At 37.5% G+C, this 13,270-nt stretch carries 9 protein-coding genes; 7 read left to right on the forward strand and 2 right to left on the reverse strand.

Translation table 11 applies throughout. The features are described from left to right. Positions 1–5: 5 nt before the first annotated feature. From mreC to rodA, 4 genes are read left to right on the forward strand one after another with little or no spacing between them, the layout of a single operon-like run. The gene (gene mreC, locus Q0948_RS03870; RefSeq protein ID WP_298347556.1) at positions 6–851 is read left to right on the forward strand and encodes a rod shape-determining protein MreC; all 846 of its coding nucleotides are present in this window, start codon (positions 6–8) and stop codon (positions 849–851) included. Next, positions 841–1,347, forward strand: a complete 507-nt coding sequence (locus Q0948_RS03875; protein ID WP_035325432.1) for a hypothetical protein — start codon at positions 841–843, stop codon at positions 1,345–1,347. The genes mreC and Q0948_RS03875 overlap by 11 nt, the downstream gene beginning before the upstream one ends. Further along, positions 1,344–3,212 carry a penicillin-binding protein 2 gene (mrdA, locus tag Q0948_RS03880; RefSeq protein WP_298347552.1) on the forward strand — a complete coding sequence of 623 codons (1,869 nt, stop codon included), beginning with the start codon at positions 1,344–1,346 and terminating at the stop codon, positions 3,210–3,212. The genes Q0948_RS03875 and mrdA overlap by 4 nt, the downstream gene beginning before the upstream one ends. Further along, positions 3,212–4,471 (forward strand): rod shape-determining protein RodA, encoded by a 1,260-nt coding sequence (gene rodA / locus Q0948_RS03885; RefSeq protein ID WP_298347550.1) that lies wholly within the window; start codon positions 3,212–3,214, stop codon positions 4,469–4,471. The genes mrdA and rodA overlap by 1 nt, the downstream gene beginning before the upstream one ends. An 84-nt stretch (positions 4,472–4,555) precedes the next feature. Here rodA and Q0948_RS03890 read toward each other — a convergent pair whose 3' ends face one another. After that, positions 4,556–4,780 carry a hypothetical protein gene (locus Q0948_RS03890; RefSeq protein WP_298347548.1) on the reverse strand — a complete coding sequence of 75 codons (225 nt, stop codon included), beginning with the start codon at positions 4,778–4,780 and terminating at the stop codon, positions 4,556–4,558. Between the two features lie 138 nt (positions 4,781–4,918). On the opposite strand from Q0948_RS03890, the gene Q0948_RS03895 reads away from it, so the two are divergent. Then, on the forward strand, positions 4,919–5,749 hold the full coding sequence (locus tag Q0948_RS03895) for a DMT family transporter (RefSeq protein WP_298347546.1): 831 nt from the start codon (positions 4,919–4,921) through the stop codon (positions 5,747–5,749). Positions 5,750–5,828: 79 nt separating this feature from the next. Here Q0948_RS03895 and Q0948_RS03900 read toward each other — a convergent pair whose 3' ends face one another. Then, positions 5,829–8,690 carry a pitrilysin family protein gene (locus Q0948_RS03900; protein WP_298347544.1) on the reverse strand — a complete coding sequence of 954 codons (2,862 nt, stop codon included), beginning with the start codon at positions 8,688–8,690 and terminating at the stop codon, positions 5,829–5,831. A gap of 169 nt (positions 8,691–8,859) precedes the next feature. Between Q0948_RS03900 and dinB the strand changes: the two genes are divergently transcribed. Continuing rightward, a complete protein-coding gene (dinB, locus tag Q0948_RS03905) occupies positions 8,860–10,080 on the forward strand; it encodes a DNA polymerase IV (protein WP_298347542.1) in 1,221 nt (406 codons plus the stop codon). Between the two features lie 19 nt (positions 10,081–10,099). Further along, positions 10,100–13,126 (forward strand): DNA polymerase III subunit alpha, encoded by a 3,027-nt coding sequence (gene dnaE / locus Q0948_RS03910; RefSeq protein ID WP_298347539.1) that lies wholly within the window; start codon positions 10,100–10,102, stop codon positions 13,124–13,126. Positions 13,127–13,270: the final 144 nt, after the last annotated feature.

Here is a 13,270-nt window from a genome sequence, read left to right on the forward strand (position 1 = left end):
AAGGTATGCAACAGATTATCAATTTTTTGATCAGGAATAAAAATTTCCTGCTGTTTGCTTTTTTACTAATGCTGTCTCTTGTATTTACCATACAGTCACACTCGTATCATCGTAGCAAGTTTGTAAACTCTGCAAACTGGTTTACGGGAGGAATATATGGCTCTGTAAGTAGTGTGCAAGATTATTTTAATCTCAAAACCTACAACCAGCAGTTATTAGAAGAAAATGCACGTTTAAGAACTATAGTGAGCGCCACAAAAACTGGTGATGAATCTATAGAACCCCTTACAGCAGCAAATTCTCCTATCCCGGCAGATAGCACAGTGCAATATGCTTACAACCCAGCTAAAGTTATAAATAACAACTACGCAAAGACTGACAACTTTATCACCTTAAAAGGAGGGGGGGCTAGTAATATCAAAAAAGATCAAGGTGTGATTACGAGCCAAGGTATTGTAGGCATAATAGATAATACATCATCAAGTTATAGTACAGTTCTGTCTATACTTAATTCCAACTTTACTACACAAGTAAAATTAAAAGGCTCTGAACATTTTGGGACACTACAATGGGACGGTAAAAGTCCTAATGTCGTTCAAGTAATAGATATGCAACAACAGGCACCTGTTACAAAAGGAGATACGATTGAGACGAGTGGAAAATCGGCAATTTTCCCGAAAGGGATACCTGTAGGTGTGGTACAAGATTACACGCTAGATAGTAGTAAAAACTTTTACACACTATCTGTAAGGCTTATGAATGATATGACCAGCCTAGGTCACGTATATGTTATAGAAAACAAGGCAAGAGTAGAGATTGAGCAATTAGAAAACGAGAACTATGAAGAATAATGTTCTCAAAAATATTGTGCGCTTTGTAGCGCTTATGTTTGTGCAAATCTACTTGTTTAATCACATAAACTTTTTAGGTTACATTAATCCGTATCCATATGTGTTGTTTCTTTTAGTATTCCCGTTTACTGCAAATAGGTCTCTATACATATTTATAGCATTTTTAACAGGTCTCACTATGGATATGTTTGGTAACAGTGGTGGTATACACGCTGCGGCTTGTTTATTTCTTGCATATTTAAGACCTCTCACATTACGATTTGCTTTTGGGGTGAGTTATGAATACAATGCGATTAAACTATCTAAGGTGAGTTTATACGGCCGTTTTGTCTATATATCCATATTGGTTTTTACGCATCATCTTGTTTTATTTTTACTTGAGGTTTTTAACATAAGTAACATACTCTACACCTTAAACAAAACGTTAGTCACTAGTATCTTTACAATCATACTTTGTATTGTATTTAACATCCTTTTCAGCCGACGTATTGAATGAGAAAAGCCTTATTACTTTTTATTGTATTAACGACTGGTATTCTATTTGTATCCAGACTCTTTTACCTGCAAGTTTATGATACTTCTGCAGCCGTATTGTCTGAGAGTAATGCTATAAAGAAGCAGTATGAAATCCCACAACGAGGTCGTATTTATGACCGTAATGGCAAGTTATTAGTATCTAACCAGCCTTCTTACGATCTTATGGCGATACCACGTGAGGTAAAACCTTTTGACACCTTACAGCTTTGTAAGCTGCTTAATATCACAAAAGAAAAGCTTGTAAAGCAGTTAGACAAAGCACGTAAATATTCTCCTAGACACCCCTCTGTAATTGTACCTACAATGTCTCAAGGTGAATTTGCTTACTTAGGTGAGCAAATGCGTAAGTATGAAGGCTTCTTTATACAAAAGAGATCGCTTAGAGATTATCAAGTAGATTTTGGAGCAAACTTTTTAGGCTACATACAAGAAGTTCATCAAGGCATTATAGATAAAAACCCCTATTACACCGGAGGTGATCTTATAGGTAGGCAAGGAGTTGAGCAGCAGTATGAAGATATTTTACGAGGAGAGAAAGGTATTAAGTACCTACAGAAAGACCGTTTTAATCGAGTAATAGGCCCTTACAAAGAAGGCGCACTTGACAAAGAGCCTGTAGAGGGAAAAAACATACACCTCACTATAGACGCAGAGCTACAAAAGTATGGTCAAGAACTTATGAAAGGTAAGCGAGGTGGGATAGTCGCTATTGAGCCAGCCACAGGTGAAATACTTGCCCTTATCACTGCGCCTAACTATGACCCTGCACTTATGGTAGGACGTGAACGTTCTAAAAATTATTCATTACTAGATCAAGACTCTATCGCAAAGCCACTTTATGACAGAGCACTTTTAGGAGAATATGCTCCTGGATCTCCTTTTAAAGCACTCACTGGACTTATAGCTCTTCAAGAAGATGCTATGGATATAGACGAAAAGGTATATTGCCACGGCGGTATGCGTTATGGTAGAAACAGAAACTTTGGATGCCACCATCACCGTAGCCCTGTGAGTATGATAGATGGTATTGCATACTCGTGCAATGCGTATTTTGGTACAGCATATCTTAACAGTATAAATAAATACAACACACCACAAGAAGGTATAACAGTCTGGGAAAACCACCTCAAAAGTTTTGGACTAGGGGATTTTATGGGTTATGATTTGCCTATAGGTAAACGTGGGCTCATACCTACTGCAAAGATGTATAATAGAACCTATAATTACCCTAAAAGAAGATGGGGTGCAGCAGCAACACTATCAAACTCTATTGGTCAAGGTGAGGTACTTATGACACCTGTACAAATGGCACACTTTACAGCTACTATAGCAAATAGAGGCTGGTATTACAAACCTCATATTCTCAAAAAAATTGAAGGTACAGATACTATCCCACAAGACTTTGCTACAAAAAAATACACTACTATAGAGCCAGAGCATTATGAGCCCATTATACAAGGTCTTAATGATGTTTATAATTACGGAACAGCTGCTAGTTTAAAAGTACCAGGGATAGAAATATCTGGTAAAACAGGGACTGCAGAAAATTTTGCTCGCATAGATGGAGAAAAGGTACAACTTACAGACCACTCTACGTTTGTAGCATTTGCTCCTAGAGAAAACCCCAAAATAGCCATCGCTATTTTTGTAGAAAATGGATATTGGGGCTTTAGGTACGGAGGACGTATCGCATCACTTATGATTGAAAAATACATTAATAGAGAAGTGACTCGCAAAGACTTAGAAAACTGGATACTCACCCACTCTCTAGAAGAAGAATATGCAAAACCATTAAGTGGAGAACCGTTTAGAATTAATTATTAATGGGTAAATTTTCTCGTAACGTAGGCAGTTTTGACTGGGTGCTCATTGTGCTTTATCTCGCTTTAATAAGTATAGGCTGGATAAACATCTACTCGGCGTCTTATGATGCTACGGCAGACAGCTTTTTTAGTATGGATAACCTGCATAGCAAGCAGTTACTCTGGATACTTCTAGGCTTTTTTATCATCTCATTTATACTCTTTCTAGAGGCTAAGTTTTTTGAGCGATTCTCAAGTGTTATTTATATCGCCTCCCTGCTCTCATTATTACTTCTATTTATTTTTGGAAAAACTATTTCTGGGGCGACCAGTTGGTACAACCTTGGTTTTATGAGTTTACAACCTAGTGAGTTTGCAAAAGCCGCAACCGCACTAGCCCTTGCAAAATACCTAAGTGATATACAAACTAATATAAAAACCATACGTGATCAAGTAAGAGCACTAGCAATTATAGCGCTTCCAGCTTTGATAATTATCCCGCAACCAGACCCTGGTAGTGCACTTGTGTATGCGGCGTTTATATTCCCTTTGTACAGAGAAGGCCTTGCAGCGAGTTATCTTATACTTGGGGCATCATCCATAACCCTATTTGTCCTCACCTTATTAATAGGACCTTTATATGTAGCACTTGCCGTAATACTTATTGCTGCTTTTCTGTTTTATAGAAATAGAAAACGACGTCCGTCAAAACGTCTTTATATAGGCATTACCTTTGTGGCCTGCCTCTTTGCTTTTTCTGTAAACTACATTTTTGAAAACATCTTTGAGCAACGACATAGAGATCGTTTTAACATCGTACTAGGTAAAGAAGTAGATGCAAAAAGTATAGGGTATAACACACAACAAAGTGAGATTGCTATAGGAAACGGAGGCTGGTTTGGCCGTGGTTTTTTAGAAGGCACGCAGACTAAAGGAAAGTTTGTACCAGAGCAACACACAGACTACATATTTTCTACCGTAGGTGAAGAGTGGGGCTTCTTGGGGAGTACACTAGTTATCGGGCTTTTTATCCTCCTTATCTTAAGGATAATTCAACTTTCAGAAAAACAAAAAAATGACTTCTCTCGTATATATGGATATAGTGTTGCGGGTATATTATTTATACACTTTGTAGTAAATATAGGTATGGTGGTAGGTTTACTTCCTACTGTGGGGATACCACTACCCTTCTTTAGTTATGGAGGTTCTGGGCTTTGGGGCTTTACGATACTATTATTCATCTTTGTAAAGCTAGATGGTAATCGAGTAAATGAGTGGTAGGTTATTCCGCTTTCGCGAAAGCGTAACTTTAATATATAAAAAAAGCGAGCATCACTGCTCGCTTTTTTTATATGCTAGATGAGACTAGTTATTGTCATCATCGCCATTATAATCATCTGTTCCTTCTATTTCCTCTTCAATTTCTTGTCCAGCATTTTCTATTGCGTCACCAGCTTCTTCAAGACCGTTTTCGATGTCTTCTCCTACTGCATCTGCAGAGTTTTCTATTTTATCTTGAGTTGTCTCTCTACAAGATACTGTTGAGAATGTAAAACCTACTAGTGCTAAAATTATAAATACTTTTTTCATAATAATGATTGTTTATTGGTTAGAGTATAAAATTACGGCTTAAGTGTCTCGGGCTGTGTTAATGGGTAGTTACAATAAACTTATATAATTCACAATTTTAAACTTAATATCAGATACCTTTGCGCCAAAATTTAAGACTTGCTAAGAGGAGTAATTTATATGCTTATTGCCGCATTCGCTTTTTCGTGGATGAATTTACTGGCAAAATATCTTGAAGATTTTCATCCTTTGCAGGTTGTCTTTTTTAGATGTGTAGGGACATTTATTTTCATATTTCCATATATGATTATTAAGAAGGTACCTATACTGGGAAGTAATAAACTATGGCTAAGTGCAAGAGGTTTTTTAAGCTTTGCTTCGCTTGCCTTATACTTTGTGGTTATACAACGCATACCGCTAGGATCTGCCGTAGCACTGCGTTATACAGCACCTATTTTTAGCGCCATATTTGCATTACTATTTCTTAAAGAGAAAGTTAAAACCTGGCAATGGGCAGCGCTTACACTCTCTGTGGTAGGTGCATTTATCCTCAAAGGGGTTGATTTTAGAATAGATACACTAAGTTTTGTTCTGGTTATTATTTCTTCTATTCTAGTAGGTGGTGTGTTTACTATAGTGCGCTATCTAGGCTCTCGCGAGCACTATCTTACTATTATTAATTACTTTATGGTCTTTTCTATAGTAGGGAGTTTATTTTTTATACAACACTGGCGTATGCCCGTGGGTGTAGAGTGGTGGTATGTGTGTGGCATAGGTGTTTTTGGACTTTTTGGACAAATCTTTCTCACTCGCTCTTTCCAACTGGCAGACACGGCAACTGTGGCTCCTATAAAATATATGGAGCTTGTGTATGCTTTAATCTTTGGCTACTTCCTTTTTGGAGAGACGTATGCCGGTCTTCCGGTGCTTGGTATGACTTTACTGGTACTTGGAATGCTCTGGAATGTGTGGATAAAAAGAAAGGGATAGTAGTACGCTTTCGCGAAAGCGTAAAAAAAAGCGAACCCTAATTAAAGAATCCGCTTTTGTTTTTAAAATATATAGATTTTTAATCCTTTACCGTTTGTTTTTTCTCATTGAGCAATATAGGTGTGCCATAACCTAGTTGCTCGAGTTTATCCATTTGTGTTTTCTTATCTCCTACTACGAGGTAAATCATTTTATCTGGATTAAGGTACTGCGCAGATAGTTTTTTAATTTCGGCTACTGTCATATTTTCAACTATAGACTGGCGCTCTTTTACATAATCTGGAGAGATGCCTAGGTTTGCTATATCATCTAGCATATTAAGTTTTGCTCCTATAGTTTCAAAAGCACGCGCCTGGCTTTTAAGCAAGAAACTTTTAGATACATCTAGATCATCTTCTGTAAAATTCTTTCCGTAGTTTTTTAAGATATCCTTTACGAGCGCTGTAGACTCATAGGTTACATTAGATCGAACACCACTTGAGATTGAGAAAGCACCTGGCAATGTAGAACCAGAAAAACGAGATCTAATACCATAAGTATAACCTTTTCCTTCTCTAAGCTCTTGAGTGAGCTGTGAGGCAAAGCCTCCACCACCTAGACGGTAGTTCATCATTTGAGCTGGATAAAAATTTGGATTTGTCTCTGCCATTGCTGGATACCCAAATCTCAGTACAGATTGCTTTGCATCTGGCACATCATAAAAGTATACATTAGACTGCTCTGGAGCCTGAGGAACTACTGGTGTAGGTATCACCACTTCTTTAGACTTCCAGTTATCATTAAGTCCTGCTAGAGCACTTGTAGCAACACGCTCATCTATGGCTCCTACTACTTGTAGCTTTGCTACACTAGGAGAAAGATTATTTGTATAAAACGCTTTAAGATCTTCTAGGGTTATAGACTTTACAGAGGCTGGTGTACCTAGCGTGTTTTGTGCAAGTAAGCTGTTTTCTCCATAGATTAACTTATCAAACTCAATAGCAGCTATACTATTTGGGTTTGCCTGTTGTTGCTCAAGACGGCTCAGGGTACTTTGTTTTAAAAGGTCAAACTCTGTCTCATCCCACCTAGGCTCAAGTAAAATCTCTTGTACAAGCGCTATGGTTTTGTCATAATTTTTGGCAAGGGTATTACCTCCTATGTATACATTTTCTTTATCTGCATAGGTATAAATACTTGCACCTAGACTTTCTATTTCATTTTCTAGTTGGGCAGTTGTTTTTGTCGCAGTACCTTTCATAAGTAAATCTGCAAGTAAGTTTGAAACTCCTACTTTTTTGATATCCTCAAGCAGTAAACCACCACGTATATTCATTTGAAATTGTACTAGCGGCACCTCGCTATTTTCTATACCATACACTTCAAGTCCAGAAGAGAGCGTTTCTTCCCACACAGTAGGAGCATTTATTTGTGGCGCGTCACCATATGGTGGCTCCTTAGATCTATCAAAAGACGACGGCGTACGCTCATACTCTGCTGCTATACTAGCGTCAAAAGACTCCTCTGCGCCCTCTACTATTTTTTCTTCTACTACTTGTGCAAGTTGAGAATCTTCTAGCACAAGAGCTGTTTGTCCTTTAGGCACAAAACTAGTAGCAATATAGTTTTTACCTTTTATGTAGGTATCATACACGCGTTGTACATCTTCTTTTGTTACTGCGAGTATACGTTTTACATCTTCTGAAATATAACCAGGGTCACCAGCAAAAATTTCATACTGCGCTAGCTGAAATCCTTTACCTAGCACACTAGACAGACCATTATAAAACTGAGTTTCTTGACCAGCTTTAATACGATCAAGATCTTTTTGTGAGATTCCCTCTAGTTCAAATTTTGTAAAAGCTTCATTAACTCCCACAAGTACATCATCTAGATCTTTACCTGGATATGCATTTACACTTAACGCAAACTCACCAGCAAGCTCAGACCCATAATTATACATTTGTACTCCAGCAGTAAGCTGCTTGTTGTCTATAAGAATTTTATTAAAAGGAGCATTTTTACCATCTGCTAGATATGCAGATAGTACGTCTAGTGCATAAGAGTCTTTATCATAATTTGGCACCGTAGGCCAGGTCATTGTAAGTTGTGGTAGGCGAGCAAAATTATCTTCATAATATAATCGCTTTGTTGTCTCAACCTGTACAGGTTGCTTCTCCATAGTTGGGATTTCTTCACCTCTAGGGATTTCTCCAAAATACTTTTCTACCCACTCCTTAGTCTGAGCGATATCAAAATCTCCAGCAATAGTGAGCGTTGTATTATTAGGAGTATACCAGCGATTATAAAAATCTTTTACATCTTGTAACGTAGCATTCTGCAGGTCTTCTAGCGAGCCTATTACTTGCCAATTATAAGGGTGACTTTCTGGGTATAAATTTTTCCCTACCACGTAGCGAGCGTGACCATAAGGTCTATTATCTACAGACTGTCTTTTTTCATTTTTTACTACTTGCTTTTCTTTTGCCAGTACTGGATCTGTCACCGTATTTATGAAGTACCCAAGCTTATCTGCCTCTGCCCAAATCATTTTTTCTAAAGCATCTTTTGGTACTGTCTGAAAGTAGTTTGTACGATCACGACTTGTAGATCCATTTGCACCAGAACCACCTATGCGAGCACTCATAGCATCTAGCCCACCTTTACCTAAGTTTTCAGATTCTAAAAATAATAAGTGTTCAAATAAATGAGCAAATCCCGTACGCCCTTCTATCTCTCTGGCAGAACCTACGTGTGCCGTAAGTGCAACTGCCACCACAGGGTCTGATGTATCTTGATGAAGTATAACAGTAAGACCATTATCTAAAGTAAACTTCTCAAAAGGAACTTCAAATTGTGAGTTTTCCGCTTTCGCGAAAGCGGTATCACCCCCACCCTCTTCTTTACAAGAAAGGGCACTTATTACTAAAAAACTTAGAGCTAAAAGACGCGTGATTTTCATCAAAAAATAGATTAAAATTTGAGTATTCAAGATAGCTAAAAATTAAAGACAAGTGTAAACAGATAGTGTTAAGAGAAAAGTCAAAAATCTAAAGGCTGTTGATAACTTAAAAATTGTTCTCAATACTAAAATTAGGAATATTTCCATAATTTTGGATAAATTCTAAATTATGCAACGCACAATAATACATTTTGACCTAGACACTTTTTTTGTGTCTTGTGAGCGCAGGCTAGATAGTAGACTTATGGGTAAGCCTGTAATAGTAGGCGGTACAGGTGATCGTGGTGTGGTAAGTGCTGCAAGCTATGAGGCTCGCTCTTATGGTGTGCATAGCGCGATGCCTATAAAAGCTGCAAAGCAGTTGTGCCCTAACGGTATTTACATAAGAGGTAATGGTGGCACGTACTCAAAAATGTCTAAGGAGGTAACAGAGATTTTACAAGAAGAGCTCCCTGTGTTAGAAAAAGCAAGTGTAGATGAGTTTTATGGAGATCTCACGGGTATGGATAGATTTCATAACGCTTACAAATACTCAAAAGAGTTGAGACAGCGTGTGATGAGAGAAACAGGCTTGCCCATATCTTTTGGAATGTCTCCTAATAAAACGGTCTCAAAAGTAGCAACTGGTGAGGCAAAACCTAATAATGAGATTAAGGTAGACCCTGGTTATGAAAAAACATTTCTCGCTCCTTTATCTATAAAAAAGATTCCCTCTGTAGGTCAGAAAACCTTTATTCAGTTTTGTAATCTAGGAGTACGCACGGTAGATCTTGTGCAACAAATGCCTGTAGAAATGATGACAGCCGTTTTCGGTAAAAACGGACGTATTATATGGGAGCGATGTAACGGTATAGATAACAGCCCTATAATAGCATATCACGAGCGTAAGTCTATATCTAGTGAGCGTACCTATGGGCAAGACACTACAGATGTAACAAAGCTACATACCACCATAAGTGCAATGGCAGAGAATCTTGCTTTCCAGCTTAGACGCGGTAATAAATTAACCTCTGTGGTGACTGTAAAAGTGAGGTACTCAGATTTTCAAACCTACTCAAAACAAATACGCATTCCCTATACCGCTGCAGATCATATTTTAATCCCAAAAGCTATGGAGCTTTTTAATAAACTCTATAACAGACGGATGCTCATACGTCTTGTAGGTGTACGATTTTCTGGACTTACAGAGGGTCATTACCAAATAGACCTTTTTGAAAACACAAACAAGACGGTAAATCTTTACAAAGCTATGGATGCCCTGAGGGATAAATATGGAGACCACACGGTAAGACGTGCAAATACTATAGGAGATGGCTCCAGAACTATAGGTAATCAAGGCAACCCCTTTAGTGGGCAACCACCTATTCTTCTCGCTCACAGACACCAGTAATTTTTAATCCCCACTTAAAATGTATCTTAATAATCACTCATACTACAGCTTGCGTTATGGCACTATCTCAGAGGTAGAGCTTATAGATCTTGCTGCAAAGCGAGGTTTAGCTTACTTTGCCCTCACAGATATTAATAACACCTCTGGGTGTCTAAGCTTTATAAAAAACGCACAAGAAAAAGGAATTAAACCTATAGTGGGAGTAGATTTTAGAAATGGTAACCACCAGTGTTATATCACCCTAGCAAAAAACAATAATGGCTTTTTAGAAATTAACAACTTTCTATCTCACCATCTTCATCACAAAACTAACTTTCCAGACCATAGTCCCACTTTTAAAGACGTGATCACTGTATATCCATTTGAAAATGTTCTAGAACTAGAAAAAACAACTTTTAGTGATAATGAGTATATAGGTATTACCCACAAAAACCTTAACAAGCTTCGTTTCTCACCACTTAGCAAGCTTACCCATAAACTTGTAATGCTACATACGGTAAGCTTTCGCCATAAGCGAGATTTTAACACACACAGATTACTACGTGCTATAGATAAGAATATGCTTTTGAGTATGCTGCCTAAAAAAGAGGAAGGGCATCCAGAGCATACGTTTATAGAAGCTAAAGATTTACGACTACAGTTCTCTCAATACCCTCACCTACTATCTAATGCAGAGCATATACTTAAAAGTTGCAGCATATATTTTAATTTTAAAAAAGGAAAACCCTCTCAAAATTTAATCACGCTTTTAGGTAGTGAAGAGAAAGATTATAACAAGCTTGTAGCGCTTTGTAAAAAAGGATTACCAGAGCGATATAACGATAATATTACATATGCAGTAAAACGGAGACTAGTAAAAGAACTTTCCCTTATAAGGCAGCAAAAGTATGTAGCCTTCTTTCTCATAAACTGGAAAATTATTGAGTATGCTCGCAGTAGGGACTACTTTTATGTAGGTCGAGGTAGTGGGGCAAATAGTATTGTGGCTTACCTATTGCGCATCACAGATGTAGACCCCATTGAGCTAGATTTATATTTTGAGCGATTTATGAATCTCTATCGCGCCACACCACCAGATTTTGACATAGACTTTTCTACCTGGGATCGTGAGGATGTGACGAGATATATTTTTGAAGAGTTTGGCTCAAAATCACAAGTAGCACTACTAGGCTCTTACGTTACCTTTAAGCATAGTGGCGCTGTTAGAGAGCTGGGTAAAGTCTTTGGTCTGCCCAAATTTGAGATAGATAAATTAAGTAAAGGACTTTATAACAGTAGTCACCTAGACAACATAAAAAAAACTATTATAAAGTACGCTCAAATACTGCACGGTAAACCTAATTACACAAGTATTCACGCAGCAGGAATTTTAATCTCACAGTATCCCACGCATTACTTCTCTGCAACAAACCTTCCTCCTAAAGGTTTTCCCACTGTACAATTTGATATGCACATTGCAGAAGATGTAGGCTTGTACAAATTTGATATTTTGGGTCAGCGCGGTCTCGGTAAAATAAAAGATGCCATAGCAATTATTAAGGATAACAATCCTGGAATCACCCTACCAGATATTCATAACGCTCGACAGTTCTTTACAGACCAAAAAATCAATCAAATGATTTCAAATGCAGACTGTATAGGCTGCTTTTATGTAGAGTCACCCGCAATGCGTATGCTACTACGTAAGCTCTCTGTAGATAATTACCTTACTCTCGTAGCAGCGAGTTCTATTATAAGACCCGGAGTGTCTAAGAGTGGTATGATGCGCGAGTACATCCTCCGCCATAAAGATCCAGAACGCGCAAAGCAAAAAGGGCACCCCGTATTACTAGATATTATGCCAGACACCTATGGCGTGATGGTTTACCAAGAAGATGTAATAAAAGTTGCACACCACTACGCAGGTTTAGATCTAGGAGAAGCAGATGTATTAAGAAGAGGTATGAGTGGTAAGTATAGATCTAGACAAGAATTTTTAATGGTAAAAGAAAAGTTTGAAGCAAATTGTCTTGCAAGAGGTGAAAAAATTGAAGTAATAAATGAAGTATGGCGACAGATTGAGAGTTTTGCTGGTTACGCTTTCGCGAAAGGGCACTCAGCCTCATACGCTGTCGAGTCATACCAGAGTTTATATCTCAAATGTTATTTCCCATTAGAGTATATGGTTGCAACAGTAAATAATGGAGGAGGCTTTTATAGAACTGAAACCTATTTGCAAGAAGCCAAAAAAAAGGGAGCTATAATCCACCCACCTTGTATAAACAAAAGTCAAATTAAAACAATTATAAAGGGTAATAATATCTATCTAGGCTTTCAGCACTTACAGAGCTTCGAAAAGAAAAATATCGTCGCCATCATAAACGAGAGAAATAATGGACTATTCTCATCGCTTCATAATTTTATAGACCGAGCACCTATGAGTTTAGAACAACTTGATCTGTTAATCAGGATTGAAGCATTTAGATCATTAAATATAAATCAACGACAATTATTGTGGGAAGCCCACTATAAAAATAACTCCGCACCTAAGGTAAAGAATCAAAAAGAGCTATTTAAAGTATCTATTAACAGCTTTAAGCTACCAGAATTCTATATACCCAATTTCGAAAAAGCAATGGATCAATTAGAGATCCTAAGCTTTTCCTTGTATGATCCATTTATATTACTAAAAAAACCAACTACAAATACACTCTTAGCTGCAGACTTAAAGCAATACATAAATAAAAGAATTGAAATTTTTGGCTATTTAGTAACCGCAAAAACTACAAGAACCACAAATGGAAAACATATGTGTTTTGGCACTTTTTTAGATAGAAAAGGCAACTGGTTAGACACCGTACATTTCCCTCCTACACTAAAGAAGTATCCACTTGAAGGTAAAGGAGTCTACAGATTAATTGGTAATGTGGTTGAAGAGTTTAACTTTTTAACCATAGAAGTACTTAAATCAGAACGTAAACATTATCGTTCAGACACAAAGACATCTGTATTTTATAACCGTAAAGAAGGAATAGATAATAAGGCCGTTCCAACATTACTCAGATAATAGACAATTATAGCTTAACTATAGTGTAATTCTAGATAATACTTATCTATATATTGGCGTAACTTCCTTGACTTTCTTGTATAAAAAAAGCTCCAACACATTTCTGTATTGGAGCTTAAAAAGGCGGCGACCTACTCTCCCACG

Source organism: uncultured Dokdonia sp., assembly GCF_947496725.1.
Taxonomy (GTDB): domain Bacteria; phylum Bacteroidota; class Bacteroidia; order Flavobacteriales; family Flavobacteriaceae; genus Dokdonia.